At 45.1% G+C, this 26,437-nt stretch carries 33 protein-coding genes and 1 pseudogene; 23 read left to right on the top strand and 11 right to left on the bottom strand.

Annotated features, from left to right (window positions below):
* Positions 1 to 101 precede the first annotated feature (101 nt).
* The 3 genes from C1A12_RS01185 (at position 102) to C1A12_RS01195 (ending at position 2,371) form a co-directional block, all read left to right on the top strand.
* A complete protein-coding gene (locus tag C1A12_RS01185; RefSeq protein WP_101842027.1) occupies positions 102 to 815 on the top strand; it encodes a sulfite exporter TauE/SafE family protein in 714 nt (237 codons plus the stop codon).
* 13 nt (positions 816 to 828) lie between these two features.
* The gene (locus tag C1A12_RS01190) at positions 829 to 1,380 is read left to right on the top strand and encodes a GNAT family N-acetyltransferase (RefSeq protein WP_101842028.1); all 552 of its coding nucleotides are present in this window, start codon (positions 829 to 831) and stop codon (positions 1,378 to 1,380) included.
* A gap of 91 nt (positions 1,381 to 1,471) precedes the next feature.
* Positions 1,472 to 2,371: a DMT family transporter gene (locus C1A12_RS01195; protein WP_101842029.1), complete on the top strand. Its 900-nt coding sequence runs from the start codon at positions 1,472 to 1,474 to the stop codon at positions 2,369 to 2,371.
* A gap of 35 nt (positions 2,372 to 2,406) precedes the next feature.
* On the opposite strand, the gene C1A12_RS01200 is transcribed toward C1A12_RS01195, so the two are convergent.
* Both C1A12_RS01200 and C1A12_RS01205 read right to left on the bottom strand, forming a co-directional pair.
* Positions 2,407 to 3,042, bottom strand: coding sequence for a LysE family translocator (locus C1A12_RS01200; protein ID WP_101842030.1), 636 nt, complete (start codon positions 3,040 to 3,042; stop codon positions 2,407 to 2,409).
* A 55-nt stretch (positions 3,043 to 3,097) separates the two neighbouring features.
* The gene (locus tag C1A12_RS01205; RefSeq protein WP_145997023.1) at positions 3,098 to 3,427 is read right to left on the bottom strand and encodes a helix-turn-helix transcriptional regulator; all 330 of its coding nucleotides are present in this window, start codon (positions 3,425 to 3,427) and stop codon (positions 3,098 to 3,100) included.
* A gap of 129 nt (positions 3,428 to 3,556) precedes the next feature.
* On the opposite strand from C1A12_RS01205, the gene C1A12_RS01210 reads away from it, so the two are divergent.
* Genes C1A12_RS01210 through C1A12_RS01220 form a run of 3 tightly spaced genes read left to right on the top strand, consistent with a single transcriptional unit; the run spans position 3,557 to position 4,823 of the window.
* A complete protein-coding gene (locus C1A12_RS01210; RefSeq protein ID WP_101842032.1) occupies positions 3,557 to 3,736 on the top strand; it encodes a hypothetical protein in 180 nt (59 codons plus the stop codon).
* Positions 3,737 to 3,771: 35 nt separating this feature from the next.
* Entirely contained in the window at positions 3,772 to 4,374 is a 603-nt protein-coding gene (locus C1A12_RS01215; RefSeq protein ID WP_235001499.1) for a bifunctional 2-polyprenyl-6-hydroxyphenol methylase/3-demethylubiquinol 3-O-methyltransferase UbiG, read from the top strand.
* Complete coding sequence (locus C1A12_RS01220) at positions 4,371 to 4,823, top strand: hypothetical protein (protein WP_101842034.1); 453 nt, start codon at positions 4,371 to 4,373, stop codon at positions 4,821 to 4,823. The genes C1A12_RS01215 and C1A12_RS01220 overlap by 4 nt, the downstream gene beginning before the upstream one ends.
* Before the next feature lie 7 nt (positions 4,824 to 4,830).
* Here C1A12_RS01220 and C1A12_RS01225 read toward each other — a convergent pair whose 3' ends face one another.
* Complete coding sequence (locus C1A12_RS01225; protein ID WP_101842035.1) at positions 4,831 to 5,484, bottom strand: YdeI/OmpD-associated family protein; 654 nt, start codon at positions 5,482 to 5,484, stop codon at positions 4,831 to 4,833.
* Between the two features lie 173 nt (positions 5,485 to 5,657).
* Here C1A12_RS01225 and C1A12_RS01230 point away from each other — a divergent pair, with 173 nt between their 5' ends.
* From C1A12_RS01230 to C1A12_RS01240, 3 genes are all read left to right on the top strand, one after another.
* Complete coding sequence (locus C1A12_RS01230) at positions 5,658 to 6,596, top strand: LCP family protein (RefSeq protein WP_101842036.1); 939 nt, start codon at positions 5,658 to 5,660, stop codon at positions 6,594 to 6,596.
* A gap of 270 nt (positions 6,597 to 6,866) precedes the next feature.
* Positions 6,867 to 7,553 (top strand): DUF3153 domain-containing protein, encoded by a 687-nt coding sequence (locus tag C1A12_RS01235; RefSeq protein WP_101842037.1) that lies wholly within the window; start codon positions 6,867 to 6,869, stop codon positions 7,551 to 7,553.
* A gap of 395 nt (positions 7,554 to 7,948) precedes the next feature.
* On the top strand, positions 7,949 to 9,874 hold the full coding sequence (locus C1A12_RS01240) for a DNA mismatch repair protein (protein WP_101842038.1): 1,926 nt from the start codon (positions 7,949 to 7,951) through the stop codon (positions 9,872 to 9,874).
* Here C1A12_RS01240 and C1A12_RS01245 read toward each other — a convergent pair.
* Complete coding sequence (locus C1A12_RS01245; RefSeq protein WP_101842039.1) at positions 9,867 to 10,055, bottom strand: hypothetical protein; 189 nt, start codon at positions 10,053 to 10,055, stop codon at positions 9,867 to 9,869. The two genes, C1A12_RS01240 and C1A12_RS01245, sit on opposite strands and share 8 nt — an antisense overlap.
* Positions 10,056 to 10,477: 422 nt before the next feature.
* Here C1A12_RS01245 and C1A12_RS01250 point away from each other — a divergent pair, with 422 nt between their 5' ends.
* From C1A12_RS01250 to C1A12_RS01270, 5 genes are all read left to right on the top strand, one after another.
* Entirely contained in the window at positions 10,478 to 12,064 is a 1,587-nt protein-coding gene (locus C1A12_RS01250) for an L-lactate permease (RefSeq protein WP_101842040.1), read from the top strand.
* A 129-nt stretch (positions 12,065 to 12,193) separates the two neighbouring features.
* Complete coding sequence (locus C1A12_RS01255) at positions 12,194 to 12,901, top strand: FadR/GntR family transcriptional regulator (RefSeq protein WP_101842041.1); 708 nt, start codon at positions 12,194 to 12,196, stop codon at positions 12,899 to 12,901.
* A gap of 27 nt (positions 12,902 to 12,928) precedes the next feature.
* Positions 12,929 to 13,645, top strand: a complete 717-nt coding sequence (locus C1A12_RS01260; protein WP_101842042.1) for a (Fe-S)-binding protein — start codon at positions 12,929 to 12,931, stop codon at positions 13,643 to 13,645.
* Between the two features lie 15 nt (positions 13,646 to 13,660).
* Positions 13,661 to 15,088 carry a LutB/LldF family L-lactate oxidation iron-sulfur protein gene (locus C1A12_RS01265; RefSeq protein ID WP_101842043.1) on the top strand — a complete coding sequence of 476 codons (1,428 nt, stop codon included), beginning with the start codon at positions 13,661 to 13,663 and terminating at the stop codon, positions 15,086 to 15,088.
* A gap of 107 nt (positions 15,089 to 15,195) precedes the next feature.
* Positions 15,196 to 15,792 carry a lactate utilization protein C gene (locus tag C1A12_RS01270; RefSeq protein ID WP_306416991.1) on the top strand — a complete coding sequence of 199 codons (597 nt, stop codon included), beginning with the start codon at positions 15,196 to 15,198 and terminating at the stop codon, positions 15,790 to 15,792.
* Between the two features lie 56 nt (positions 15,793 to 15,848).
* Here C1A12_RS01270 and C1A12_RS01275 read toward each other — a convergent pair whose 3' ends face one another.
* Positions 15,849 to 16,211 (bottom strand): helix-turn-helix domain-containing protein, encoded by a 363-nt coding sequence (locus tag C1A12_RS01275; RefSeq protein ID WP_101842045.1) that lies wholly within the window; start codon positions 16,209 to 16,211, stop codon positions 15,849 to 15,851.
* Positions 16,212 to 16,360: 149 nt separating this feature from the next.
* On the opposite strand from C1A12_RS01275, the pseudogene C1A12_RS01280 reads away from it, so the two are divergent.
* Both C1A12_RS01280 and C1A12_RS01285 read left to right on the top strand, forming a co-directional pair.
* A pseudogene (locus tag C1A12_RS01280) lies at positions 16,361 to 17,579 on the top strand (MFS transporter).
* 19 nt (positions 17,580 to 17,598) lie between these two features.
* Positions 17,599 to 18,441, top strand: a complete 843-nt coding sequence (locus tag C1A12_RS01285) for an aldo/keto reductase (protein WP_101842046.1) — start codon at positions 17,599 to 17,601, stop codon at positions 18,439 to 18,441.
* A gap of 52 nt (positions 18,442 to 18,493) precedes the next feature.
* On the opposite strand, the gene C1A12_RS01290 is transcribed toward C1A12_RS01285, so the two are convergent.
* From C1A12_RS01290 to C1A12_RS01300, 3 genes are all read right to left on the bottom strand, one after another.
* Positions 18,494 to 19,099, bottom strand: a complete 606-nt coding sequence (locus C1A12_RS01290) for a cupin domain-containing protein (RefSeq protein WP_101842047.1) — start codon at positions 19,097 to 19,099, stop codon at positions 18,494 to 18,496.
* Positions 19,100 to 19,238: 139 nt separating this feature from the next.
* Positions 19,239 to 20,036, bottom strand: coding sequence for a LysM peptidoglycan-binding domain-containing protein (locus C1A12_RS01295; protein WP_101842048.1), 798 nt, complete (start codon positions 20,034 to 20,036; stop codon positions 19,239 to 19,241).
* A 351-nt stretch (positions 20,037 to 20,387) separates the two neighbouring features.
* Entirely contained in the window at positions 20,388 to 20,576 is a 189-nt protein-coding gene (locus C1A12_RS01300) for a hypothetical protein (protein WP_101842049.1), read from the bottom strand.
* 178 nt (positions 20,577 to 20,754) lie between these two features.
* On the opposite strand from C1A12_RS01300, the gene C1A12_RS01305 reads away from it, so the two are divergent.
* From C1A12_RS01305 to crcB, 4 genes are read left to right on the top strand one after another with little or no spacing between them, the layout of a single operon-like run.
* A complete protein-coding gene (locus C1A12_RS01305) occupies positions 20,755 to 21,126 on the top strand; it encodes a CidA/LrgA family protein (RefSeq protein ID WP_101842050.1) in 372 nt (123 codons plus the stop codon).
* 1 nt (position 21,127) lies between these two features.
* Positions 21,128 to 21,808 carry an LrgB family protein gene (locus C1A12_RS01310; RefSeq protein WP_235001500.1) on the top strand — a complete coding sequence of 227 codons (681 nt, stop codon included), beginning with the start codon at positions 21,128 to 21,130 and terminating at the stop codon, positions 21,806 to 21,808.
* Positions 21,809 to 21,828: 20 nt separating this feature from the next.
* Positions 21,829 to 22,206, top strand: coding sequence for a CrcB family protein (locus tag C1A12_RS01315; RefSeq protein ID WP_101842051.1), 378 nt, complete (start codon positions 21,829 to 21,831; stop codon positions 22,204 to 22,206).
* Complete coding sequence (gene crcB, locus C1A12_RS01320; RefSeq protein WP_101842052.1) at positions 22,203 to 22,565, top strand: fluoride efflux transporter CrcB; 363 nt, start codon at positions 22,203 to 22,205, stop codon at positions 22,563 to 22,565. The genes C1A12_RS01315 and crcB overlap by 4 nt, the downstream gene beginning before the upstream one ends.
* A gap of 35 nt (positions 22,566 to 22,600) precedes the next feature.
* Here the strand turns inward: crcB and C1A12_RS01325 are convergent, their stop codons facing one another.
* Positions 22,601 to 23,635: an ATP-grasp domain-containing protein gene (locus C1A12_RS01325; RefSeq protein WP_101842053.1), complete on the bottom strand. Its 1,035-nt coding sequence runs from the start codon at positions 23,633 to 23,635 to the stop codon at positions 22,601 to 22,603.
* A gap of 364 nt (positions 23,636 to 23,999) precedes the next feature.
* Here C1A12_RS01325 and C1A12_RS01330 point away from each other — a divergent pair, with 364 nt between their 5' ends.
* Positions 24,000 to 24,149: an aspartyl-phosphate phosphatase Spo0E family protein gene (locus C1A12_RS01330; protein ID WP_101842054.1), complete on the top strand. Its 150-nt coding sequence runs from the start codon at positions 24,000 to 24,002 to the stop codon at positions 24,147 to 24,149.
* A gap of 213 nt (positions 24,150 to 24,362) precedes the next feature.
* Here C1A12_RS01330 and C1A12_RS01335 read toward each other — a convergent pair whose 3' ends face one another.
* Entirely contained in the window at positions 24,363 to 24,674 is a 312-nt protein-coding gene (locus tag C1A12_RS01335; RefSeq protein WP_101842055.1) for a hypothetical protein, read from the bottom strand.
* Positions 24,675 to 24,958: 284 nt separating this feature from the next.
* On the opposite strand from C1A12_RS01335, the gene C1A12_RS01340 reads away from it, so the two are divergent.
* Entirely contained in the window at positions 24,959 to 25,459 is a 501-nt protein-coding gene (locus C1A12_RS01340; RefSeq protein ID WP_101842056.1) for a cupin domain-containing protein, read from the top strand.
* Positions 25,460 to 25,533: 74 nt separating this feature from the next.
* Here C1A12_RS01340 and C1A12_RS01345 read toward each other — a convergent pair whose 3' ends face one another.
* The gene (locus tag C1A12_RS01345) at positions 25,534 to 25,770 is read right to left on the bottom strand and encodes a hypothetical protein (RefSeq protein ID WP_101842057.1); all 237 of its coding nucleotides are present in this window, start codon (positions 25,768 to 25,770) and stop codon (positions 25,534 to 25,536) included.
* A 331-nt stretch (positions 25,771 to 26,101) separates the two neighbouring features.
* Here C1A12_RS01345 and C1A12_RS01350 point away from each other — a divergent pair, with 331 nt between their 5' ends.
* On the top strand, positions 26,102 to 26,356 hold the full coding sequence (locus tag C1A12_RS01350) for a hypothetical protein (protein WP_101842058.1): 255 nt from the start codon (positions 26,102 to 26,104) through the stop codon (positions 26,354 to 26,356).
* Positions 26,357 to 26,437 lie beyond the last annotated feature (81 nt).

The following is a 26,437-nucleotide window of genomic DNA, read 5'->3' on the forward strand; positions in this document are numbered from 1 at the left end:
CTTTTATAGGTTTGTTTGTTAAAATTATACAGCAGTCATTTGTAAATGGAAGTTCTATGTTAAGATGAGAAAGAGCTTAATGAGAAAAGGTCGGAGTTAAAGTGGATATTGGACTGTTTATCATAATTATTATAGCTGCATCAGTACTTCAGACGAGCACAGGGTTTGGCTTCTCCATTTTGGCCACGCCTTTTTTATTGCTGTTGTTTGAACCGAGAGAAGCCATTCAAATCAATTTGATCTTATCACTGCTGATTTCTGTAGTGTTCATCCGCAAAATTTATCAGGACGTCGATTTCGGTATCGTCAAACGCTTCACGATCGGAAGCATTGCTGGCCTGCCGCTAGGAATTGCCGTGTTTTTATGGGCGGATATTGCCAGGCTCAAGCTTGGGGTCAGTTTCATTATTTTACTGCTGACGGTGCTTCTGATTTTAAAGTTCCGTATGGCACAGAAGAAAAGTCGTGACATTGGAGTCGGCGGGCTCTCCGGCCTGTTAACGACGAGCATCGGTATGCCGGGACCGCCGCTTCTGCTTTACTTTTCTGGAACGGACACGATGAAAGAAAAGCTGCGGGCGACGACGCTTGCTTTCTATCTGTTTATCTATTTAGTAAGCCTGGTAATTCAAGTGACGTTCGCAGGGACGAACGCGACCGTTTGGATATGGAGCGGTGTGGGCCTGCCGCTTGTAGGTGCCGGTATGTATGCCGGCCAGCTGTTATTTCGATTAATCAATCCGCTGCTTTTTCGAGTTTTTACCTACTGCATCTTACTGTTTACAGGAATCTATTTGCTGGCGGAGAACCTTTAGAGAGGGGAAAACGATGATAAAAGGAAAAAAGATTTATATCCGACCATTTGAAGAAGAGGATGCACCGGCTTTATTACACTTGCAAAGCAAAAACCGTTCGTTTTTTGAGCGGTTTTCGATGGAGCGGAAGGATCACTATTATACGGTCGAAACCCAAAGAGAAAAAATTAAGCAGTTTATTGAGGAAGCCAAGCAGGACCGGCAGTACAACTTTGGCATCTATACATACGAGCACGATGCACTTATTGGAACAATCAATCTTTTTCAAGTTCAGCGCGGTCCGCTGCAGAGCGCCTTTATCGGCTATTTCCTCGATCAAGCCCATAACGGAAGAGGGTTTATGACGGAAGCGGTCAAACTGGTGGTGAAGTATGGATTTGAATTCCTGCAGCTGCACCGGATTGAAGCGGGTGTGATGCCGCATAACATTGGTTCCATGCGCGTTCTTGAGAAAGCCGGTTTTCATAAAGAAGGGATTGCGAAGCAGAACGTAAAGATTAATGGGAAATGGGAAGATCATCAAGTGCTTGCGCGAATCAACCCTGCGGATTTAATAAATACCTGAATATCCTTGTTTTTATCAAGTAGCCCCCTTATGATGGGGGAAAGTTACTTTTGTTCGCTAATGTATAAAAGCATGTAAGGGGGAGATTAGCGTGAACGCAAAAGCAATGACATTGGCCTTAACAACTATCCTTATTTGGGGTTCGACTTTTGCAGCGATTCGAGCCAGCCTCCACGGTGGGTACACGGCAGGACACCTTGTGCTCGTCCGTTACCTGGTTGCTTCAGCAGTGTTTTTGTTGCTTGCCTTGTGGCCTGGCATTCGTTTTCGGATCCCTCGTAAAGAGGATCTGCTGAAGATTTGTCTGCTCGGCTGGACGGGAATCAGCTTATACCATATTGGAGTGACCTTCGGAGAAAAAACGGTTTCAGCAGGTACGGCCGGTATGCTGATCGGTTCTGCTCCTATATTTACGGCATTAATTGCTGTTTTGTTTCTGCGCGAGCGGCTAGGACTCCCGGGGTGGCTCGGCTTGAGTGTGGGGTTTATAGGGATCATTTTGATTACCGTTGGCTCTTCAGGGGAAGCTTTTGCGATCTCAGAAGGAGCCCTGCTCGTTTTAATGGCGGCTGTAGCTACATCGGTTTTTTTCGTGTTTCAAAAACCATTGTTTGCCCGCTACCGCCCCCTTGAGCTCACTGCCTACTTTACCTGGGTCGGTACGCTTCCCTTCCTGTTCTTCTCACCGGGCGTATGGGACTCGGTAGCTGGTGCGACACTTGAAGCAAACCTGTCAGCTTTATACGTCGGAATCTTTCCAGCAGGAGTGGCATATGTGACGTGGGCCACGGCGCTCTCTCTAGGGAATGCAAGCAGCGTATCAAGCACGATGTACTTAGAACCTGTAGTTGCAATCTTCGTCGCCTGGATGTGGCTGCAGGAATGGCCGAGCACGCTTTCCCTAATTGGTGGAGGAGTCGCCATTCTTGGGGTCGTCGTCGTTAATGGATTTGGCAGAAAGAAGGAAATGCCTTTAAGAAAGACGGCTTAACGGAGGAAAAGAGTTCAGGAGTCCTGAACTCTTTTTTAAATGACTTCTGTAATAAATTGAAAGAAAAAAAACACGCTGTAACCTAACAAGGCCATCCCGCTTAGAAACAATACGCCCTGCCGTCGTTTTCTAGTTAACCACCGTTCTCCTGCGTGCAATAAAACAGCCAGCAGTGCAAACCAGACGAGAGCTCCCCCGATCACAGCCAAAGGATAGCTAAGGTTGAGACCATGTGACGAATCCATAATCGGGGTTAACAACCCCATCCACCATAGGACCGTGAACGGGTTGAACGTCGTAATCGCAGCACCCGTCCAGAATGCTTTTAAGAAATGTTTCTTTGGAAGGTTTTGTGACTGTCCATTTACTGTTGCGGTTACGCCTTGTACGGTTTTCATTTCTTTAAAAATACCCAAGGATACATAAAAGAGGATAAGCCCTCCAAACAACCAGAGCATGGTAATGACGAGCGAGTTTTCGTTGATTAAAGGCATCAGCCATAACAAAACAGCCGCCAGTACTACCGCGTCGCCAAACACAGCCCCCGCCCCTACGGTCAATGACGAGACAAATCCATACTTTGTTCCGTGTTTAATCTCTTCCCCATTGCTTGGACAGGTCGGAGAGGAGGCAAAGCCTATAAGGAATCCACTTATGAGTAGTTGAAACATTCGTGTCCCTCCTTAATTCTACATTTCGAAAATATTCGAATTGTTAACTAAAAAATTATTTTCCCTCCTTAATTTGTTTAAAAAAATCGATCAGCCCTTCTACCGAGCTTGGTTCTACCCAGCATTCAATGTTCTTTCCTTTGCGCTCCATTCGAATAAGCTTAGCATGGCGGAGTTCCTTTAGGTGGTGAGAAACCGTCGAAGGTACGATGCCCAGCCCTTCTCCTAATTCTCCTACCGTCATTCGCATCTCTTTCTCTGTGCTCAATTCTCCTGGATAGCAATTTTTCGCCAGATAAAGAAAAATATTTAACCGGTGAGGATTGGATAAAGCCTTAAATCTTTCACTATACGCGTCCAAGTTAACATCATTATAGTTCGACATATTTCGAATTATAAATAAAAATGCTGTAGAAGTCAACTTATTGTTTCACGTGAAACAATAACATAAAGTTTTATTTTCTTATAGGCACGTTATACACTAGAGGAAGCAGCCAGGACGGGAGGGAACGTATTGTCAAAGAGATTAATTATTTTATTCATAATTGTTTTTACAATAGGGTGTGTGATCGATTATATCCGATTTGAGAGTGTAAGCTGGGTGATGAACCTGATTCAGGCTTTCTTTTTCACGCTTGTTTACAGCATAATGCTAAGGTTATTCGGCATCACTAGACACAAGCCTAAGGACTGACAGGCCAACACTATAATAATAAGGAGTTGAAGATGGTGTCAGAGAATCATTGGGACGACCGATTTGATGCATCTGGATTTTTATATGGGAAGAAGGTTAATGAGTTTGTCCACGAGCATGCCGGACGACTCCCGGCTCAAGCAAGGATCGCTTGCTTTGCAGAAGGGGAAGGACGGAATGCAGTGTACCTGGCTGGTCTTGGCCATGAGGTGACTGCGTATGACCAATCGCAGGTCGGTCTTGATAAAATGGGAAAACTTGCGCGTGAACAGGGGGTTCAGGTAACGCCTGTAAAGCAGGATTTAACGAAGCATCGTGTCAGCGAATCTAGTAATGATGCAGCAGTGATGGTATTTGGCCATGTACCAAAAAAGGACCAGCCCTTTTTAATGGAAAATATCCTCGGGTCTGTGAAAACGAGCGGACTGGTCATCGTAGAGGTTTATTCAGAGGAGCAGCTGGATTATCGAACGGGCGGACCTCCATCAGAAGAATTATTGTATACCCCGACTGATATGCTCCACTGGCTAAAGGGATGGAAGATACTCCATTTCTATTATGGGGAAGCCGTCCGTCATGAGGGAGAGAAGCATACCGGTCTTGGGCATGTCATTCAAGTGTTGGCGCGGAAACCTTGAGGTTTACCATCAAACAGGCTGTCGGGTTCGGGAATGAATTTCATTATTACACAAGGAATGGGGAACGAGATGCAGCGTATGTGGAAAAAGGAGGAGGAAGAAAGGCACCATTTTACATCTTCTCTTCAAACCGTGAGAAACTTGGCACAGTCCAGAACGTCTCACGGCTGGCAATTCAATTGAATGTACAACAAGCGGACGGCAGAAAGTCTGCTGTTATAAAAGGCGATCAATTCGGAAATCAGATGGAAGTAGTTGGGGCTGAGGGACAGCTCATTGGTCGGTTTAATAAAAAAAGGCTGCCTGAGCAAATCAACGAGTGGACAGCCTCTGGTGATCAATATGAAGTTGATGTCGTACGTTCGGAGCTTCCAAACGAAGTCATGCTTGTTCCTCCAGTGATTTTTCATGTTCTGTTCTTTGGGGATACACAGGTTCCAAAGGCTTAACCGGTGCTTACTTCTTCTGTTGTCTGTACAGGTCCAACGACTTATACCCTTGTGATAACACTTCAATCATTTGCTGCTGCCGTTTTTCACGGGTCTTTTCCTGCTTGGCTGAAAAAATCTGGCGTGCCCAGTCTTTCTGATATCCAGGAGTAAGGTTCTCATAGAAAGTTAATTCCTCAGGGTGTTGAAGTAGCAGTTCTTTGACATCCTTTACCCGTTCTTCATAATCAGCGACACATTGACTGGCTGCGGTTGACTTGGCTGCTGCTTTCTTTTTTTGCCGCTTGAGTCCGACCACGGTGAATGTATCGTCCATACTTACCATCCGCGAAAATTTCACATCACTTCCCTTTAAATAGCCGCCTTCCTCAACTTGTAAGGCTGGAAAAATATCATCCCTATGAATGTAAGTGTCATAACGTTTATTTCCCTTTTTCGGATAGGCGAAAAAGAGATAGCCGTTCTCTAAGAGGAGGTTGTTCTGAATGATATGATCGGCATGGTTGTGCATTTCTTCCGTCGTTTCGGTAAAAATAAAAATAGCATCATGCTCGTCGGACAGGGTATGTCCGTAGGTTGAAAAAACATTGTAATCATTCGGTTCGTTAAGCACAACTACGTTCGAATAGCGGTTAAGCTTTAATTTATCGATAATTGTCATGGAAAGACTCCTTTATACAGGTGAGATAGTAAAATTATAACAGATTTTAAGAGGCCGACCGATTAGGCAGCGCTCGATAATATAATTTTTCACTGACATTGTCTTACAGTTTTCGCCAAATTACGCTATAATGAATAGATGAGAAAACAAGACCTTGGGGGTACATAATACGAATGAATAGAAGAGAAAGAAAGAAAAGACAGAGGAAAAAAGGTCGCTGGTGGAAGGTTCTCCTTTTTGTAATGGCCTTGTTTATTGTTGGAGGCAGTGCAGTCGTATATTCGATTTATCAAAATGTAAAGAGCACAGTCGATCAGGATGTACATGAATCTGTAGACTCAATCGACAATGAGGTAACGAAGAAAAAGGTAGAAGATCAGGAACCGCTGAACATCCTATTGCTCGGAGTGGATGAACGTGAGAACGATCGTGGACGTGCGGATACCATGATCGTGATGACCCTTGATCCCGATAATGAGAAAATGCAGATGGTGAGCATCCCAAGAGATACACGTACGGACATTATTGGGCATGGCACAGTAGATAAGATTAATCACTCCTATGCGTTTGGCGGCAGTGATATGGCGGTAGATACGGTAGAGAATTTCCTGGATATTGAGATTGACTATTACTCCCGTGTAAACATGGAAGGCTTGCAGCAGCTCGTGAATGCGGTAGATGGCGTAACGATTGACAACGAGTTTGCATTTACCAACGGAAGCTACTCGTTCCCTGAAGGCGAGCAGCATTTGGACGGCCGTGAAGCCCTTGCTTACGTGAGAATGCGTAAGGACGATCCTCAGGGAGATGCCGGACGTAATGAAAGGCAGCGTCAAGTGATTGAAGGCGTGATCAGAGAAGGAGCCAGTTTCAGCGGCGTAAATAAGTTCAATGATATCCTTGAGGTACTGGGTGATAATGTCAGCACTAACATGACTTTCTCTGATATGAGAAAGCTTGCAACTGATTACCGGGCGGCACGTAAAAATGTAGACACATATCAGGTCGAAGGCGATGGCACGTACATTGGAGAAGTATGGTACTTGCTCGTTCCGGACAGAGAAGTGCAGAAGGTCCACCAAATGATTAATGATTATGCAGAAACATCTTAAGCTAAAGCCGGTTCTTTAATAGGAGCCGGCCTTTTTCCGTTGATGGGAGTGAATTGTCATTTTTAATAAATATGGTAGTATTTTACTTATCGGTGAATTAAAAGAGGCAAAGGACCATCCTCACATTTTCAGGCATCGTTTTACCTGTTGGTGGAGCATCTGTTCTTTTTATTAGAAAACAAAAATACATATTAGAGATGATTATCATCTATTCCAATGTTCAATTGTCTGATTAATTCCAATGACATAATCGGGCTGAGGGAGGTACATATGAATAGAAAAATTATAATGGTTATGGCAGTCCTTGTTTTGTCCATAACAGGATGCGTAAAAGGTGATTTTGCCGTGAAAATTAATAAAGATGGAAGCGGCGTTAATACAATTACGGTTGGTGTAGAGGAATCCACTTTAGGGCAGTTCGGCGGAGGCGACGGACTGCTGGAAGACACTAGTGCCGATCTTGAAACTCAAGGATACACCGTGGAGTCCCTTGATGAAGAAGGGTACATCGGAGTGAGAGCAACGAAGGAATTCGAAGATGCCGGGGAAATGGACTTTATTCCGGAAACCGATGCTTTAGACCAGGAAGCGGTTGATACATCAGCGGCCGAGGATGATATTGATCTGAATGTTGAGGAAGGCTTCTTTACAGATACTTATCACCTGGAGGGTACAGTTGACCTTAGCGGAACCTTTGATCTGGGCGGGGTTGAGGAGATGATTGCCAGCCAGATGGACCTTACGTTTACGCTTGGCCTCCCGATCAAAGCAGCCGATCATAATGCTGACGAGGAAGACGGGCGTATGCTGACGTGGGCTATAAATCCAACGGGCAGCAATGATATTATGGTTGAAGCGAATGTACCTAATGTGAGGAATATTATAATTGTGGGGGCATTGGCCCTTCTCCTCATTGGAGCTGGAGTTTTTCTGTTCCTGCGTAAGAAAAAGAGTTAAGAGGGAGCCTGTGTCTGCGGACATGGGTTTTTAATTTTATTGACAAATCGTAGGATCCTGGCGTATAAATAAAGCATACCATTCTGCAAATATGGTATCGATAAGGAGATAGTTTTATGAGTGTGGCTGTTCTTAACTAATACGTAATCGTATAATCCTTGCTCGTTCAAAAAACACCTGATCGCCAGGTGCTCTTTGTGTTGAACGAAAGCAGGGGTAGTTAAGAACAGGCATACCCGGAGATCAAAGGGAGAACTATGACGCGCCTGTCGTAGTTCTTTTTTTTATCTTTAAACTGCAGAATGGTTGGAAGATCAGCCACAGCAGGGAGGAGTGTATCCGCCTGCTGTGGCTTTTTTGTATGTAAAATTCATAAAATGAAGGAGATTTTCCCATTGAATAAACAAGCAATTCATAAATTAGGGTTTGATCAGATCGTGAAAGAGATCAGCTTTTATGCGTTAACGAATAAAGGAAAACAAACGATTCAGGCATTGGAACCTATCACAGAGCGGCGGCAGATTGAACGGTCTTTTCAGGAGATTAAAGAAGCGGTCGAAGTCTTGAAGTTAAATGCAAGTGTACCGATTTATTCGCTTGATTCCGTCACTCGATCTTTAGAGGAAGGTGAAAAAGGAAGGTATATCCGCGTAGGAGCCCTCAGCCGAATGATTGAATTCCTCGATCACTGCCGTAAGCTGAAAAGGTTTATGGATGATAAAGGATATGCGGCACCGACGATCTCTGTTTACGTCGATTCCCTGGAGGATCTATCAGACCTTGAGGAAGAACTGCGCCGCTGTTTAAAGAATGGTCAGATTGATGACTTTGCATCCAAAGCGCTGCTTAAGCTTCGCAGAGATCTGCAGCAGGAGCAGACGAAGTTGAGAAACCGGGCGCAGGAGCTTTTAAAAAAACGTACTTCGGTCTTGCAGGAGCAGATGATTGTTGAGAAAAATGGAAGGCTCACCTTACCGGTTAAAAGAGAGAACCGGCAGAAGGTGAAAGGGGCCGTGATAGACCAGTCTTCCTCAGGAACGACCCTTTTTGTCGAGCCTGAGGAGCTTGGGGAGCGGCAGGCGGCCATCGAGCAGTTGAAGCTGTCAGAGCAGCACGAAGTCGAGCAGATTATGTACTATTTAACCGGACTTGTCCTTGAGCATAAGCCGGCGATCCAAATCGCGATTGACGTTATGCATCAGTATGATGTGATTTTTGCCAAAGGGAAATATGCCATGGAGATCAATGCCCATCCCCCTCAGCTGAATGAAGAAAATGTCATATCGCTGATCGATGCACGGCATCCGCAGCTAGGGCGAGAAGCGGTACCTTTAACGATTACCATGACGGAAGAGGATCAGGCTTTAATGATTACAGGACCGAATACCGGCGGAAAAACGGTTACGCTGAAAACGACAGGACTGCTGACCATGATGGCACAGGCCGGTTTATGGATTCCGGCAAGTCCCGAATCCAACGTAATGATCTATGACGATATCTTTTGTGATATTGGCGACGGGCAGAGTATCGAAGCCAACTTAAGTACGTTCAGCTCCAGGCTCGTCAATATTATTGACATACTCCGAAAAGCGGGGCCAAACACACTTGCTTTAATCGATGAGATTGGGTCAGGAACAGAGCCAAATGAAGGAATGGGTCTGGCGCAGGCGGTTTTAGAGCAGCTTGTCGAGAAAAAAGCGAAGCTGATGGTCACGACACACTTTACAGAAATGAAAGAGCTGGCCAATCAGCGGGATGATTTTATTAATGGTTCAATGTCATTTGATCTAAACACACTGCAGCCAACATATCGGCTTGTAATTGGCGAAGCAGGAGAAAGTCAGGCCTTTCAAATCGCATTAAAGCTAGGTCTGCACCCCTCGATTATTGAGCGGGCCCATGAAGTTTCCTATCATGAGAAGCAGAAATATGAAGCGGACGAAGCGGTTGTAAACAGCCTTGAAATGAAGCAGCAGGTCATCGTGAACCATAGTGGGAAAAAGAAGGTCAAAGCCAAAAGAGAAAAGACTGCCGCCTATTTCAACATGGGGGATAACGTGAAGGTAAAAGCTACAGGAGAAACCGCGATTGTTTATAAAGGTCCGGATGAGAATGGCGATTATATCGTTCAGCAAAAAGGAGAAAAGCTGAGAATCAACCATAAGCGTTTACAGCTCTATATCCGGGCAGAGGAGCTGTACCCGGCAGATTACGATTTTGATATTATTTTCAAATCGAAAGAGCACCGCAAAATAACAAAGCAGCTTGATCGCAAGCATGTGGAAGGATTGACAATTGAAGAAGAGGACCATTTTAATTAGCCAGCAGCCAGCCAACGATGAAAAGAAGCAGAAAGAGACCGACGCCAAGAAGAGAATAACCATACCCTTTCCATTCGGCGACTTCTTCTCCTTTCCAGCGTTTAAAGTCAGGGTAAAGGAGACCGATCCCCCAAAGGGCGAGCGTGCCGATCATCATAAAGAAGGCTGTTAAAATTTCCAACTCATTCACATCCTTTCTAAATGAATAGCCGAATATGGAAGGGGGAAAACCGGTTTTGATAAAAATAATGAACCTCCTGATATCAATGTTTATAAAAAATTCTGATTTTTACTGTTGACTTTCTTATCTGGCTTGTGTATATTATTTACAATTATAGAACATTTTCACGACAACAAAAGATGCAGCTTTAACGGTCGGCAGTTAGTGCAACCACACGTTACCAACGCACTCGTCCCTTATAAATAAGGGATGGGTGCGTTTTCTAATGGTAAAAAGGACGAGCTGGCGATTTGGTCAAGGTCAGGTTTGAAGTACGTTCAGTATTGGAAAAGACATTGCTATTTTTCCAGAATCAGCATACAATAGAATTATAGATCAGGTCATCAGATGACTATACTTCTAAAACGCTGGAGGTTTTTCGCATGCTGCTTCTCATCGCTTTTAGTGCCATTATTACTCCGTTTATATTTCTTGTATTGTTAAGGATGCCTGCTAAAAAAGGCATGCTCTTTAGCGCTCTCATTGTACTCGGTTTAGCTTATTCTGTGTGGGGCGTTGAAGGCCGCGTAATTGCCGCTTCCGTCCTGGAAGGTACTCATAAAACGTTAACGATACTGCTTATCTTGTTTGGTGCCATCGTGCTTCTGAATACTCTCCGCCGGACGGGGGCGGTCGATCGTATTAATCAGGGATTCCGCAGCATTACTACAGATATGCGGGTTCAAGTAGTGATTGTGGCATTTTTGTTTGGTTCATTAATTGAAGGGGCCTCCGGGTTTGGTACTCCTGCGGCGGTCACGGGGCCTCTATTGGTCGCACTGGGCTTTACCCCAATGGCTGCTGCTGCTCTGGCGTTAATCGCTGACAGTTCTGCGGTTTCCTATGGGGCAGTAGGTACTCCGATTCAAGTTGGTTTGAGCAATGTTCCTGATGCGGGGTTGTCATTGTATAAGGAGATTGGTACACAAGTAGCGTTTATTGATCTATTTACAGGGTCATTTATTCCGTTTGTTCTTGTGCTTGTACTCACTTTGTTTTTTGGCAGACGAAAAGGCTTTAAGGATGCTTTCGAGCTGTTTCCATGGGCGTTTGTTGTTGGAATAACCTATACGGGGTCAGCCTGGATATATGCTGCGTTATTTGGTCACGAGTTTGTAGCTATTTTAGCTTCATTGACAGCATTAACAGCTGCGACTGTAACAGCGAGTAAAGGATTCTTGCTTCCAAAGAACAGCTGGAAGGATGCCTTAGCGGATGATGCCCGGGAAGTGAACGAAGTGTCTTCCATGTCTTTGTTAACAGCCTGGTCTCCTTATTTGATCGTCGTAGGTTTATTGCTAGTGACACGGATTATTCCTGCTGTGAAAACAGCCGCTATGACTTGGGTGGATCTAACTTGGAGCAATATTTTAGGAGTCGATGGAATTACGTCTAATTGGGCAGTGCTTTATTCTCCAGGAACGGTGCTTGTCGCTGCCGCTTTGCTTGCTATCGTGTTACAGCGTGCGAGCTTCCGTCATTTTACAGCCGCATCGAAAGAATCCGTACTCACGATGAAGGAGGCAGCACTGGCGCTCACAGCTACGCTTGCTCTTGTTCAAGTTTTCACAAATTCAGGCATTAACACCCACGATCTCGTCAGTATGCCTGAATTCATTGCCCAAACTCTGGCAGGCAGCTTCGGGCCCATGTGGATTTTCGTCGCTCCCTTTCTAGGTGAGTTAGGATCGTTTATTACAGGGAGTGCTACAGTTTCGTCGCTCACCTTTTCGCCGATCCAATATAACATTGCACAGGCGACAGGACTGGACGTGAATACGATTCTCTCTCTTCAAGTAATCGGTGCTTCTGCAGGGAATATGATTTGTGTGCACAATGTCGTCGCCGCAGGAACTGTTGTCGGCTTGGCTGGTAAAGAAGGCGACATTATTAGAAAAACGCTCGGTCCCGCGCTTGTATACGGAATTGCAGCCGGAATCGCGGCCTTTATTTTAACATTATTTATGTGAAATATTGAGCAGGTTATATATACAGCCTGCTCTTTTATGTGCCTTGTTTTTTCAAGTGAAAAAGCATACAATAACAATAAGCAGGTCATCTGATGACCTAACGATAAACGAGTAAAAGAGGTCTAAGTCATGAACTACAAACCGGTTCGTTCGAAGAAAATTTATGAGCAGGTCGCTGATGCACTGTTGGAATCGCTTAAGAAAGGTGATCTCAAACCAGGGGACAAGCTTGACAGTGTTGAGCATTTAGCCAAAAGCTTTGATGTCGGCCGGTCCGCAATCCGCGAAGCGTTAAGTGCATTAAGAGCCATGGGAATTCTGGAAATGCGTCAGGGGGAAGGGACGTATGTGAAAGCGTTTGATGCGTCCAGATTCTCGCTTCCCGTGTCCGTCGCTTTCTTAATGAAGCAGAATGACTTAAAGGATTTGCTTGAAGTGCGTCATGTACTTGAAGTAGGTGCGGCCGGGGCTGCTGCCCTTCATCACAAAGATGAAGATTTACAGCCGATGGAGGATGCTCTGCTTGCGATGGAAGAAGCAAAAGGGAATGGTGAACTGGGAGAGCAGGCTGACCTTGATTTCCATGTGGCCCTTGTGGAAGCGACGCATAACCAAATGCTGATTCATCTGATGAAAAGCGTCAGTGACATCATGGTGCAGGCGATGCGGGAAACGCGAAAGCTATTGCACACCGAAGAGGGAACCGAACGTCTGCTTGAAGAACATCGTCAGATCTTTACCGCGGTCGCTGATCGCAATGAGCAGCGGGCGAAGGATGCAATGTTTAAGCATTTAACCAATGTTGAAGCGTCATTAGAAGACTACTTGCCATCTTGATTAACGAGGAGAAGGGAGAGGAAAAAGGTGAAGGTTTCGCTGTTTATTACATGTTTGTGTGACACTATTACTCCTGATGTCGGGAAAGATACGGTTCAGCTTTTAGAACGTTTTGGCTGTGAGGTTGATTTTCCGCAGGGACAGACGTGCTGCGGACAGCCGGCTTACAACAGCGGGTACGTAAAGGAATCAAAGCAGGCAATGAAGCAGATGATTAAAGCGTTTGAAGCGAGTCAATACGTAGTCGGCCCCTCGGGATCGTGTGTTCACATGCTGAAGGAATATCCAAAGGTGCTGAGCGATGAGCCTGAATGGAAGGAGCGCGCAGATGCTCTCGTTAATAAAACGTATGAGCTGACGCAGTTTCTCGTCGATGTGCTTGAGGTAAAAGACGTAGGATCAACTTTTCAAGGGAAAGCGACTTACCACCCTTCCTGCCACATGACCCGCCTGCTCGGGGTCAAAGATGCCCCGCGCATTTTGCTTGAGAATGTGGAAGGACTAGAAATCATCGACCTTCCTTTAAAAGAAGACTGCTGCGGATTTGGCGGTACCTTTGCCGTAAAAAATGCAGCCGTCTCTGAACAGATGGTTCATGAGAAAGCAGAACATATTAGCGAAACGAAAGCCGAATACTTAATTGGCGGCGATATGGGCTGTCTTATGAATATGGGCGGCCGTTTAAGGCGCAACGACGAGGATGTTAAAGTACTTCATATTGCGCAGGTATTAAACAGTCAATAAGAAAGGGGTGGAAAGATGAGCATAAAAATTGGGAAGAAGACGTATGCGGAGCGGATTCAGGACGGCATTGACAACGCATTTATGCGACAGGCGGTTTCTTCAGCACAGGGACGATTCCGGTCCGGGCGCTTGAAAGCAGCGGAAGATCTAGGTGACTGGGAAGAATGGCGGACGCTCGGAGAAGAAATCCGCAGCCATACGATGGAAAACCTGGATTATTATTTGCACCAGCTGAGCGAACAGGTGGAAAAGCGCGGCGGCACGGTGTATTTTGCCAAAACGGCCGAAGAAGCGAATCAATACGTTCAGAAAATTGCCCGTGAAAAAGAAGCAAAGAAAGTCGTTAAATCGAAATCGATGGTGACAGAAGAAATCGGCTTGAATGAAGCGTTGGAAGAGAGCGGGTGTGAGGTTGTTGAGTCTGATTTAGGAGAATGGATTCTCCAATTGGATGAAGATCCGCCTTCTCACATCGTGACCCCTGCCCTGCACAAAAACAAAGAACAAATCCGTGAGACGTTTGTAGAGAAGAAAGGCTACACAGGGTCCGATCAGCCCGAAGAACTCGCCGCGTTTGCGCGTGAGCAGCTGCGACAGGACTTTCTTTCTGCTGACATCGGCGTGACCGGATGTAACTTTGCTGTGGCTGAGTCCGGTGCTGTTACCCTTGTAACAAACGAAGGCAATGCGCGTATGGTCACATCGCTTCCCGATACGCAGATTTCCGTTATGGGAATGGAGCGGATCGTGCCGACGTGGGAGGATCTTGAAGTCGTTGTTAGTCTGTTAACCCGGGCCGCTGTAGGCCAGAAGCTGACGAGTTACATCACTGCATTGACAGGGACGAAGCTGGAAGGCGAGGTCGACGGGCCTGAGGATTTTCACCTCGTCATCGTGGATAACGGTCGTTCGAAAATTCTCGGCACGGAGTTTCAATCGGCGCTGCACTGCATTCGCTGCGCGGCCTGTATTAACGCCTGTCCCGTTTACCGTCACGTCGGCGGTCATTCGTACGGCTCCATTTACCCGGGACCGATTGGTGCGGTGCTTACCCCGCTTCTCGACGGCTATGAAGATCATAAAGATCTGCCGTATGCCTCGACGTTATGCGCCGCCTGCACCGAAGCCTGTCCGGTCAAAATACCGCTACACGAGCATTTAATCCGCCATCGTGAAATTATTGTAGAGCGTGAGAATATGGGATCAAAAGCCGAAGGAGTCATGATGAAAGGCTATGCCAAATGGGCCTCCACTTCAGCTGCCTACAAGCTGAGTACGAAAATGGCCCACACAGCTTTAAAGCCATGGACAGAAGATGACTATATCTCAAACGGGCCGGGACCGCTCAAAGGATGGACAGACTCAAGGGACTTCCCTGCTCCTGCCCGGCAAAGCTTCCGCAGCTGGTACAAACAACGGGAGAAGAGGAGGAATGACGGATGACTATTCATCACCGCGAGAGTTTTTTAGATGAAATCGCTGAGCAGCTCGGTCGGCCGCGGCGGACAGAGGTTGAACCGCCGGTCTATTCTGTGCAGCCCCAGGATCGCGTGCTTGCCGGTGCCACGGCTGATGAACTCGTTGACGTGCTGGAAACCCAATGCGGCGTCATTCATACGAATTTGGAAAAAGCGACGGTCGACACCCTGCCAGAAACTATAAGAACTGTACTGGATGCCTATGGTGCAAACTCGGTTGTGGCCGCAGGCGGACCACGCAACCAGGTGAGCGGCATGGATGGGTTCTATGTTCAGTTAAGCAGGGAAGGGTACGACGTTCATATTTGGGATGAACAGGAAGGGCGCAGCAATGTGGAGTTTGCCGAACGTGCCGGTGCCGGCATTGTGTTCAGTGATCTAACCCTTGCCGAATCAGGGACCGTAGCGCTGTTTAACGATCGCTTTAACGGGCGTTCGATTAGTCTGCTGCCGGAAACGTTTATCGCCATTGTACCGAAAAGCACGATTGTTCCGCGTATGACACAGGCCGGCCGGCTTATTCACGCCGAAGAAAGCAAAGGAAACCCTGTCTCCTCCTGCGTCAGCTTCGTAACAGGACCAAGCAACAGTGCGGACATCGAAATGAACTTAATTGTCGGTGTCCACGGCCCGGTGAAAGCCACGTATATTGTTGTTGAAGATATGTAGCATTTTGCTTCATAAAAAAAATCAGCCGACGCATATGGATGCGATGGCTGATTTTTTTATTCGTTTAACACACTTTCCTCCAATACTTCGGACTTGTCTCCATGCACCTTCTCTATATGTCCTTCTCCCCAGGCGCAGAGAGAATCCAGAATACTTTGTAAGCTCCATCCATACTCGCTTAATTCATATTCCACTTTCGGAGGCACTTGGTTGTAAATAATCCGGTTGACCACGCCATCGTCTTCGAGCTCGCGCAGCTGCTGCGTGAGCATCTTCTGCGTAATGTTCGGCATCAGGCGTTTGAGCTCACTCGTCCGTTTCTTCCCGTAGGTTAAATGACAGAGGATCACACATTTCCATTTGCCTCCAATCACTTCAAGCGTTGCTTCTACTCCGATATTGTATTTCTTTTTCTCCATGGTTCTTCCTCCTTCATGGGTACTAAAAAGTACCTACAGAACTTAAAGGTATCTATAGAACTTTAAAGTGCGTACTTCCTTTTATTATAACTATAGATCATACTAACACTTGCCGGCAATAAAATATATCTTTTTAGGAGGGAAAGTTGATGGGTGTAGATAAAAAGAGAAGCTTTCTCGGACTGCTTGCTTTAGCAGTGAGTGCATTTGCGATTGGGACAACAGAATTTATTAGTGTTGGACTTCTGCCTCTCATTTCGGAGGATTTAAATATATCGGTCAAAACGGCTGGTTTAACCGTTTCCCTTTATGCGCTTGGAGTCACGTTAGGGGCGCCGATACTGACATCACTGACTTCGATGATGTCGAGAAAGTCTTTATTATTATGGATTATGGTTGTATTTATTATCGGAAATAGTTTAGCGGCCAGCGCAACGAGTGTTGGGGTCCTGCTTGCGGCCCGGGTCATTTCAGCGTTTTCTCATGGGGTATTCATGTCGATCGGATCAACCATTGCGGCAAATTTAGTCCCGGAGAATAAAGAGAGCGAGTGCGATTTCGATTATGTTTACCGGATTGACCGTAGCGACCGTTACGGGTGTACCTTTTGGAACGTTTCTTGGACAGCAGTTCGGCTGGAGAATCGCGTTTTTAACGATTGTGGGGATTGGCATAGTTTCATTAATTGCCAACAGCGTCCTTATTCCATCGGGATTAAAAACGGGAGCTCGTACGTATTTGCGTGATCAAGTGAAGCTTATTACCAACGGGCGCCTGCTGCTCGTGTTTACGATCACCGCATTAGGGTACGGCGGCACCTTTGTAGCGTTCACGTATTTATCTCCGCTGCTTCAGGAAGTGACAGGCTTCAATGCCAATACCGTTACGGTGATCCTGCTCATCTATGGAATTGCCATTGCGGTCGGAAATATGACAGGTGGAAGATTAGCGAACCATCATCCTATTCGTGCGCTGTTTTTCATGTTTATCGTCCAGGCGGTTGTTCTGTTTACCGTATCCCTGGCAGCGCCATTTAAAGTGTTTGGGCTCACCGCTGTTGTGCTGATGGGGTTATTTGCTTTTATGAATGTGCCTGGTCTTCAGGTTTACGTTGTAACTCTGGCGGAGCGCTTTGTCCCAAGTGCGGTGGATGTGGCTTCAGCCATAAATATTGCCGCTTTTAATGCAGGGATTGCAATTGGATCCTTTGTGGGCGGTAGTATTGCAGATTCAATTGGACTTATTCATACGGGATGGATTGGGGGCGTGATGGTAACACTCGCTGTCCTGCTGACAGGCTGGAGCTTAAAACTTGAGAATACCGACCGGGCGCAGCAGGGAAGTTTTGTAGAAGAAAAAGCTTGTTGATAATAAGGAGGAAATCTAAATGAAACGAAATGTACAAGATACCACAGTGTTATCCAATGGAGTAAAGATGCCGGGGCTTGGTCTTGGCGTATTTAAAGTGGAGGAAGGCCCGGTACTGGTGGAAGCTGTGAAAGCAGCCATTCGACACGGCTACCGCAGCATTGATACGGCCGCTGTTTATGGAAATGAAGCGGGAGTCGGCCAGGGTATTGCGGAAGGAATTAAGGAAGCCGGCCTTAAGCGAAGTGATATTTTTGTTACGTCAAAGGTGTGGAATGACGATCTTGGCTATGATTCGACGATTGCTGCTTTTGAAACAACTCTGGAGAAACTCGGGGTGGATGATTTGGATCTTTATTTAATTCACTGGCCGGTGGAAGGGAAGTATAAAGACGCCTGGCGAGCGCTGGAGACGCTGTATAAACAGGGCAGAGTTAAAGCCATCGGCGTGAGCAACTTTCAGATCTCTCATCTAGAAAATCTTATGAGCGATGCAGAAATTAAACCAATGGTTAACCAGGTCGAACTGCATCCAAGATTGACTCAAAAAGAGCTGCGTGCTTTTTGCCGAAGCCAGGGCATCCAGATTGAAGCCTGGTCTCCGTTAATGCAGGGAGAAATATTAGCCCATAAAGATCTTAAAGAGCTGGCCGCCAAATATAACAAAACGCCGGCCCAAATTATTATAAGATGGAACCTGCAGAATGAAGTGGTCGTCATTCCTAAATCAACGAAGGAACACCGGATCATTTCAAATGCCGATGTGTATGATTTCACTCTTTCTAAAGAAGATATGGATACAATTGATGAGCTTAACCAGCACCATCGCGTAGGCCCGGACCCGGATCATTTTGATTTTTAACGTGAAAACCACGTAAAAAGCGGTCGACGCTGTTAAACGTCAACCGCTTTTTTTAATAAAAATGCGGGTAAGGACGATATGGCTGATAGTACATCTGCTGTTGCTGATGCGGCATCATCTGCGCGTGGTCGCAGTCAGCATAAGGTCCGATATAAGTACTCGGCTTAATGGGAGCTGTCGTTTCTTTCCACTGCTCCTCATCCATGCAGTATGTGTGTGCCATCACACTGGCCGGGGTGAATTTTAATATATCTGAACCAAGGATAACCTCCGGCGTATCCGCATCAAAGATGGCAAGCAGATGAGTATTCTCTTTCGTTGCCATTTCGTAATGCCACCAGCCCTGGGGAACATTAGCGACTTGCCCTGGAGTGATTGTAAAGTTAAGTACCTCTTTTGTAAAAGGGTTTAGTATCGATACGACAGCAGCGCCGGAAATACAATAAACCAGTTCAGCTGCATTCTGATGATAGTGAGGTTCAACGACGTTGCCCGGGCTTAAGAAAATATCCAGCAGGGACGAGTTTTCAAGGGTGTTTAACTGTTGAATGCCAAGAATGTTAATGTAATTCTGCTGATCTTTAACAAAAAGCGGACTTTGGTTCATATCAAACGTAAACTGAGCAGAAGGTGACGAATAATCAACGGAAGAGCTCATTCTATTCCCTCATTTCAAAATGATGATTAGTGCTCCTGTAGTGTATGGCTGGGCGGATGAATCAGTGCACCCCTTATCCATTTATGAAGAAAGAATCAGGCTGCCCATTAAAGAAGGGCAGCCTCAATACCAATTACGATTAAAACGTTACACGGATTTTAATTAAATCTTGTATACTTCCATCTTTGGCACTTCTCGTATATATCCATAATTCACCACGAGATGCAGAAGGCAGTGTGTCAAAGTTCATAGACACAGAAAATGTCCCATACGACGGGGCACCTGAAGACGTCTGCACAGCTGTTTCTTTAATGACCTTCTGCCCGTTATCGTCTCTCAACTGGTAAAGAATATTACCTTCAAAGGCCCGTGCATAGCCCTTTAAAGTCTGCCCATTACGCAGCTTTGCCCCTGGAAACGGCCGGAGGACAAGAATATTAGCTGACGATGGAGAAGGTATGATGAGTTGATATCCCGGGAAAATCACATCAGGTGAAAAACCCGGCCTGTTCTCGTTTGCTTGTAATATCGCAGATAACGACCAGCCCAACCGTTGAGCAATAGCATTCAGCGTGTCCCCCTGTTCGACTTCATAAATAAATACAGGAACACGGAGGACCTGGCCGATATAGATAAAGGTTGGATGCTGGATTTCAGGGTTCAGTCCCTGCAGGAGGTCAATCGTCGTAGAATAGCTGCGGGCAATTCCGTAGAGTGTGTCCCCCCTGCTGATGATTTGATTTATTTGATTATCATAGAAGACAGGAACGAGAAGGCGCTCGCCCGGGTAAATAAGACCAGGGTCAGTAAAAGGGGGATAAAGCGCGTTTGCCCTTTCGATTAAGCTGATCTGACTTCCCAGCTTTTTGGCTATAGAATACAGCGTATCGTCAGATTGGACAGGATAAATATAGAAGGACCGATTAACAATGGCCATATGCCTCACTCCTCATGCAATACAGAGCCTATGCTTCATCGTATTCGATTTGTGATTGAAGGTGAGTAAGGTGCCCGGTTTCGATCCAAAAAAAGGACATCTCTATAAGGAGTGTCCTAAGCTTTTGGTAAAAAGGCGATAACGCCCTAACTAGAGGGGATAGTTCCCTAACGAGGAAGGATAACGCCCTGACTCGAAGGGATAGCTCCCTAACGAGGCAGAATAACACCCTAACGAAAGAAATAACGGCTTAACTCTATAAAAGGGGGAATCAACAGGCATAGCCTGAAAATCCACATAGACTCCTGCAGGACCAGCGGCCAAATGGAGACCTCAGAAGTTGATAGTCAATCATTCACTCTGGTGCGAAGGGGAAACCAATACATGTCCGATTAATCGAGTAACTACACCGACAGTGAGTGCAATGAAAATACTGAGCATAAAGTGGCTTGTGGCTGCCATTCCCAGATGGTACCCCACAGCGATCATGGTTCCAGTAATAAAACCTAAAATCATCCGAACGCTCTTACTATCTTTCAATTAGAATCTCTCCTTTATCAAAGCTATCTGTTAAAGTTTTTCCAGTTATTTCTCTCCTCATTCGAAAAAAGCGGTTCTTCTTTGTTTTCTTTTTCCTTTGATTAGAGACTGGAAAAGAGTATGATAAAGGGATGAGCGTTTCCTATACGCAAAGTTCATCGATAAGAAGGTATGATTTATGGCTTATTTTAAAACTATTATACAAGTGGCAGTTTTATTCGGGATTTACTTCCTCGGTGAAGGTCTTCGTACCCTTCTTCAGATTCCGATTCCCGGAAGTATTCTCGGGTTACTGCTGCTTTTTACAGCTCTATCTCTGGGTATTGTTCCCGCAGGGTGGATTGAACATGGAGCTCGGATGATTTTAGCTTATTTGCCTTTATTTTTTATTCCGGCTACCGTTGGCGTCATTAACTATCCCGAATTCCTCTCGTGGTCAGGGATGGTTATGGTAATCATTGTATTAGTCAGTACCCTGGTGACAATGGCTGCTGCTGGATATACTAGTCAGCTTATTGAACGTAAACAGCATAGAAAGGAAGCAGGATAACATGGTGGCAGTAGGAATGATTATTTTTACGGTTGCGGTTTTCTTACTTATGACCCGCCTCTATGCTCGTCTCTACCATCCTTTATTTGTCCCTGTCTTAACGTCAACAGCACTAATTGCAGGTGTGCTGCTGATTTTCCAGATCCCTTACGAAACGTATATGGCAGGCGGCAGGTGGGTGGATGCTTTCCTGGGTCCGGCTGTTGTAGCGCTTGCCTATCCGATGTACCGGCAGAGGCACGTGATCAAGGACTACATGTTCCCGATTATGGCGGGGATTTTAACCGGTCTGATTACAGCTTTAGTGACGGGATATATTTTTGCCAAAATGGCAGGAGTGGATCGTGCCTATATTTTAACGATGGTGCCTAAATCGTTAACGGCACCGGTAGCTATTCCTGTGTCGGCAGAAATCGGCGGTATTCCCGCTATGACCATTGTGTTTACGATGGTGGCTGGTTTTACAGGGATTGTCCTGGGGCCGGCTTTATTAAGAGCGCTTGGAATCAATAAGCCGCTTGGCAGGGGAATGGCGTTTGGGAGTGCCTCTCATGCGCTGGGAACGGCAAAGGCTTTTGAATATGGAGAGGAATCAGCTTCCATGAGTTCGGTGGCGATGAGCTTAAGTGCCGTTTTTGGATCGGTTATTGGTCCGTTATTTGTATGGTTGGTTCATATTTAGAGTGAAGGAGAGTGAGGCAGGTGATCTATCTTTGGGTAGGTGTGGCCGGCTTTATAGGTGCTGCTATGCGGTATGGAGTTGGAGCGGCATTTTATAATGCAGATGCCTTTTTCCCATTCTCTACACTTTCAGCTAATTTGATCGGCAGCTTTTTATTAGCCTGGTTCACCATTGGTCTCGTCCAGCACCGACAGCTTCCCGAGTCATTAAAGACAGCGATCGGGACAGGATTAATTGGATCATTTACGACGTTTTCGACGTTAAGTGTAGAAACCGTCATGTTATTTGAAAGAGGAAGTACAGTAGCGGGAGGGCTTTACGTTCTTCTAAGCATTTCAGGGGGGCTGTTTACGGCTAACCTGGGATATGCACTGGGAGGGAGGAAGAAGACAGAATGAGCTTTTTTTCCGTGGTGCTCGTTGGGACCGGCGGGTTTATCGGGGCCATTATGCGGTTTGCCGTCAGTCAGTTTATTAATAAATACTCGTCTTCGGAAATCCCCGTCGCTACATTAATTGTGAATCTATCGGGCTCTTTTTTGCTCGGTTTGTTGATAGGGATGGATCCCGCTGAATCCATCCGTCTTCTTGTAGGCGTGGGCATTATGGGGGCCTTTACCACCTTCTCGACTTTTAAACTAGAAGCCATCCAGCTTCATGCCGACAGAAAATGGAAGACCCTTCTCATTTATAATGGGGTCAGTTATGGAGGCGGAATCATCTTAGCCTTGGCAGGTTTAATGATGGGACGCATGTAAAAAAGTGCTGAGGGTTCAGCACTTTTTTTCCAGACCTATGTACTATTGTCTTTGTTCTCGTCTACAAATAAATGATCTCGATAGCGGATCATTCTCATATTCCACTTCGGATCGACTTCTGGATATTCTCCCAGAACGTTATACTGTAAAAACAGGTAAGGAAAATTGACCTCTGCTCCAAGACTCATAATTTGACTACCGCAAAAACGAGGGTTGACATCTGTCAGCTTATATCCATCTCCTGCTGCAATAAACTGCAGATTGATAAAGCCGTTGGTCGCAAGCTGTCTGGTAATTAAAGTCGCCGCTTCTATAAGTTCCTCGTTATAAACGACTTTTCCATCCAACACGAGCCCGCTTGAAACACCGTCTCGTTCCCGGGGTACGGCTACAATTACTTCTCCTTCATGAATGAAAACATCGACACTGTATTCCATCCCGTCCATGTATTCCATGGCAATTCTCCGCTCGCCCGTATCGATCTCGCAATAATCATTGATGTTAAGAACTTTATTCTGCCCTTTCTTTAAGGCCTCGAGGAAATTATCGCGGTCGGTTAAAATGGCAAATCCTAAAGAGCCATGCCCCTCCACTTGTTTAGCAACAATATACTCGTCATCAGTAAAATAATTGTCTGCAATTTCCCGAAGCTCGGTTGCGTGATTGAACCCATAATATTTAGGAACGTAAGCATCTAAGTTTATTTCCTGCAGATAGTGGTATGTACTCTCTTTATCCCTAAGAATTTCAAAGTGGCAGCTTTGGGGGAGTGCTACTTTCACCGGTAATTCTTCTCTAAAGGTGTGATAAATCTCAATTTCTTCATGGAGGCAAGGGTAGACGGCATCAATCTCTTCTTTATCTACAATTTCGGCAATCGCTTTTTTATAATGATCCTCCTGGGTGAAGCGGGGGATTTGATAAGTTTTATCACAAAATTGGTTCCCCGAAGTGACACGACGGCGGTCAGCTCCGACTATATGTACATTTTCCTTTTCTTTAAGAGCTTGAAGAATCCCCTGGGCAGTAGGACCCCCAATACCTGTTACTAAAACGTTCATTCTTCCCATTTGTCATCTCCCTCACTAGGCAGTTTCGAAGGCGTTTTCTCTATCAGTCATACTAGTCTATATTATCTATCATTCTATTATAAATGTTAATTTACAATTGTACAAAGCTAACAAAATAAATGGTTTTGAAACACAAGCTGTGCTGTTGGTTTCATGCGGCGAAAAGTATTCAAAGACTCTGGCTGCATAAGTTCACCGTTAGCGTTTACCACCATTGTTCCTGTTTAAAACTATGAATTAGGACAAAAATAACAGAGAGGCAACAATTAGTTAACAAATATTTAGATATTATGACATCATGTTCAGGGATGTTATCAATCTAATAGATCGGGTAAATAGTAAGGGTGGGGGTGTTACCATTAAAATGAATGATCTAGAAGAGCAAGTGGAACTCCTTAGAACAGTAATGCAGGACATTTATTTAGAAAATCCTCAAGACCCCCGTCTAGTTAAAATTTCTCAATCCTTAGATGAACTTTTAAATGAACTAGACCGTCAAAGGGAAATTGGGTAAAAGTGTTTACAATCTGTTGCGGGGGATATAAATGTTTCACGTGAAACATTCTAAAAAGCTAGAGCGATTGCTCTAGCTTTTTAGTTGCAAATCTAAATCTTTCAAGTCTCATTTTAATTCATACAGGGTTCCATAAACAGCTGGAAGACCATTGCGTAAGTCCTGTGGAACCTGTTAATCCCGATTGGAAAGATAAAAATTAACCTTTCGTGTCTAAGCCGCTTCAGGATTCGGTTCAGGGTCAGCCTTAGAGGCATCGATCATAAGAAATACAGCAGCAAGTATGTGCATCACCATCCCAACACCAGGAATCCATCCAATCGACGAAGCGATAATTCCTAATATACTGCCTCGTGTCGGACCTTTGTCTTTTTGGGTTAAGATTAAAGTGACGATGTGTAAAGCGAGCATCACTGCTAGTGGAATCCATAGAAGGGAAATAATGATTGTACCGCCGACAATGGGGATACCTAAAAGAGCTTCAAGCCCTCCGGTTACCCATTTCAATATTCGCGATGCGGACATCGGGTTCCTCCTTATAGTAGATTGGGGAAGATTCTTCCTCCGTTTTTAAAGCCTGCAGTCTTAGAAAAGCGGAGAGACTTTTAAAAAACTGATGTTTAAAGGGGTGGGTTATAGAAAAGAAATGGGACCTGCCGCTGAACTTTCAGCTGATTTTAAAACTTCTCCCGAGTATTCGACATCTGTGACTTTGAAACCTCCTTCTATTTAGTCATGCCAATATACAAATTTTATTCTGCTTAAACAGTAAAAATAACTCGTTATTTTAACACGAGAAAGGAGAATTTATGTTGAAAGCTAATGATTATATCGAACAATTGGAACTTAAGCCTCATCCCGAAGGAGGATTTTACAGACCCTCGTATAATTCCAATGAGAGAAAGGACTTTTTGCAGGGAGAGAGAGTGCTTTATACGAGTATTTACTTCTTACTGAGGTCAGAGGATGTATCTCACTTTCACCGTTTGCAGTCAGATGAACTGTGGTACTTTCACGCGGGGAGTCCGTTAACCATTCATATGATAACGCCTGGAGGAAGGTATGAAGAAGTAACGCTTGGGCTGCAGGCAGACAAGGGGGAAGTCCTTCAGTTTCTCGTGCCGGAGCAGACGATTTTCGGTTCTTCCGTAAAAAAAGAAGACACCTTTGCCCTCGTCGGCTGCATGGTGTCTCCTGGGTTTGATTTTGATGATTTTGAATTGTTTACTCAAGATGAGCTGCTTTTTGAGTATCCAGAGCATGAAAAGGTGATTCGAAAGCTTGCTTATGAACAAAAGCCGCAATCTTAAGGAGGCAGGACTTGGTTTATTTCTTTGTCCTGCTTTCTGTGAACAGCCGCAAAGGGGGTGTAATTTTTCAGGATTTACTGCTTTGAAGGGTTGATAATTCCTTTTGTACAAGCTGTTTTTCCCTCCTTTAAAACGTCCAACGCTTTGTTCGTTTTACTGTTTATTCTCAAGCTTCTCGCATAATCTACGTACACCTCAGCTTGTACGGTTCTTTTAGATTCGGAAAGGTATTGCCGGTAACAGGCAGCGGCATTGTTCCAATGACGCTTTTTCTGAAATTTCTTCGCTTCTTTTAATAACTGCTCCGTCATGATCATTCTCCTAATCAACTCTACTAATTTCTGTATTTCTTTTCCTATTATTGCATGTTATAAATCTGTTGCAACAGTTTTGTTAAATATTGTGAAAAAGCAGGTCTTGATTTTCGACGAAGAAGAGGTTTAAAATAGTCGATGGTCTAGAACTGACCGGTTGTTTGCAAATAAAAATTCTACTGTTGTAATGTCATGGACATGATTTGAATATAGTAGATTACATGTTAGAAAAAAGCTGCATGCCACACCGGGAACAGTTAAGAATTCCAAAGAAAAAGCCTTCCGCTTTGCAAGCGCAAAAGGTGAGTCTAGACAAAGGAGCGAAACCATGAAAGAAGTACTCGAAAAGGTGTACAGTCCTTGTTATGGATCGATTAAGGAAGTTTGTGTGGATGACGAAGCCTATGTGTATGAATGGGAACCGTTGTTTTTAATCGAAACAGAAGACAAAGAAGTCGTAGAAGTGTGCGTGGGCGTAAGCGGCACGATCACACAGATAGATATGACGCCTGGACAAGAAGTAACGCCTGACTCTGTGCTGACTGTTCTTAAGGATGACCTGTTAATCACAGGCAGTGATTGATTTATAGATGAAGCGCCGCCTTTATTTTGGACGTGAATGTCCTGAATAAAGGCGCTTTTTTTATATAAAAGTGCCCGGTCT

This window comes from Halobacillus sp. Marseille-P3879, assembly GCF_900240285.1.
Taxonomy (GTDB): domain Bacteria; phylum Bacillota; class Bacilli; order Bacillales; family Halobacillaceae; genus Halobacillus_A.

What these genes read in the sequence shown, in the direction of transcription:
- C1A12_RS01190 (WP_101842028.1), top strand. Translation starts at nt 829, where the DNA reads ATGATAAAAGGAAAAAAGATTTATATCCGACCATTTGAAGAAGAGGAT.
- C1A12_RS01200 (WP_101842030.1), bottom strand. Translation starts at nt 3,042, where the DNA reads ATGTTTCAACTACTCATAAGTGGATTCCTTATAGGCTTTGCCTCCTCT.
- C1A12_RS01205 (WP_145997023.1), bottom strand. Translation starts at nt 3,427, where the DNA reads ATGTCGAACTATAATGATGTTAACTTGGACGCGTATAGTGAAAGATTT.
- C1A12_RS01225 (WP_101842035.1), bottom strand. Translation starts at nt 5,484, where the DNA reads ATGACAATTATCGATAAATTAAAGCTTAACCGCTATTCGAACGTAGTT.
- C1A12_RS01230 (WP_101842036.1), top strand. Translation starts at nt 5,658, where the DNA reads ATGAATAGAAGAGAAAGAAAGAAAAGACAGAGGAAAAAAGGTCGCTGG.
- C1A12_RS01235 (WP_101842037.1), top strand. Translation starts at nt 6,867, where the DNA reads ATGAATAGAAAAATTATAATGGTTATGGCAGTCCTTGTTTTGTCCATA.
- C1A12_RS01250 (WP_101842040.1), top strand. Translation starts at nt 10,478, where the DNA reads ATGCTGCTTCTCATCGCTTTTAGTGCCATTATTACTCCGTTTATATTT.
- C1A12_RS01255 (WP_101842041.1), top strand. Translation starts at nt 12,194, where the DNA reads ATGAACTACAAACCGGTTCGTTCGAAGAAAATTTATGAGCAGGTCGCT.
- C1A12_RS01265 (WP_101842043.1), top strand. Translation starts at nt 13,661, where the DNA reads ATGAGCATAAAAATTGGGAAGAAGACGTATGCGGAGCGGATTCAGGAC.
- C1A12_RS01275 (WP_101842045.1), bottom strand. Translation starts at nt 16,211, where the DNA reads ATGGAGAAAAAGAAATACAATATCGGAGTAGAAGCAACGCTTGAAGTG.
- C1A12_RS01285 (WP_101842046.1), top strand. Translation starts at nt 17,599, where the DNA reads ATGAAACGAAATGTACAAGATACCACAGTGTTATCCAATGGAGTAAAG.
- C1A12_RS01290 (WP_101842047.1), bottom strand. Translation starts at nt 19,099, where the DNA reads ATGAGCTCTTCCGTTGATTATTCGTCACCTTCTGCTCAGTTTACGTTT.
- C1A12_RS01295 (WP_101842048.1), bottom strand. Translation starts at nt 20,036, where the DNA reads ATGGCCATTGTTAATCGGTCCTTCTATATTTATCCTGTCCAATCTGAC.
- C1A12_RS01305 (WP_101842050.1), top strand. Translation starts at nt 20,755, where the DNA reads ATGGCTTATTTTAAAACTATTATACAAGTGGCAGTTTTATTCGGGATT.
- C1A12_RS01310 (WP_235001500.1), top strand. Translation starts at nt 21,128, where the DNA reads ATGGTGGCAGTAGGAATGATTATTTTTACGGTTGCGGTTTTCTTACTT.
- crcB (WP_101842052.1), top strand. Translation starts at nt 22,203, where the DNA reads ATGAGCTTTTTTTCCGTGGTGCTCGTTGGGACCGGCGGGTTTATCGGG.
- C1A12_RS01325 (WP_101842053.1), bottom strand. Translation starts at nt 23,635, where the DNA reads ATGGGAAGAATGAACGTTTTAGTAACAGGTATTGGGGGTCCTACTGCC.
- C1A12_RS01330 (WP_101842054.1), top strand. Translation starts at nt 24,000, where the DNA reads ATGAATGATCTAGAAGAGCAAGTGGAACTCCTTAGAACAGTAATGCAG.
- C1A12_RS01335 (WP_101842055.1), bottom strand. Translation starts at nt 24,674, where the DNA reads ATGTCCGCATCGCGAATATTGAAATGGGTAACCGGAGGGCTTGAAGCT.
- C1A12_RS01340 (WP_101842056.1), top strand. Translation starts at nt 24,959, where the DNA reads ATGTTGAAAGCTAATGATTATATCGAACAATTGGAACTTAAGCCTCAT.
- C1A12_RS01345 (WP_101842057.1), bottom strand. Translation starts at nt 25,770, where the DNA reads ATGACGGAGCAGTTATTAAAAGAAGCGAAGAAATTTCAGAAAAAGCGT.
- C1A12_RS01350 (WP_101842058.1), top strand. Translation starts at nt 26,102, where the DNA reads ATGAAAGAAGTACTCGAAAAGGTGTACAGTCCTTGTTATGGATCGATT.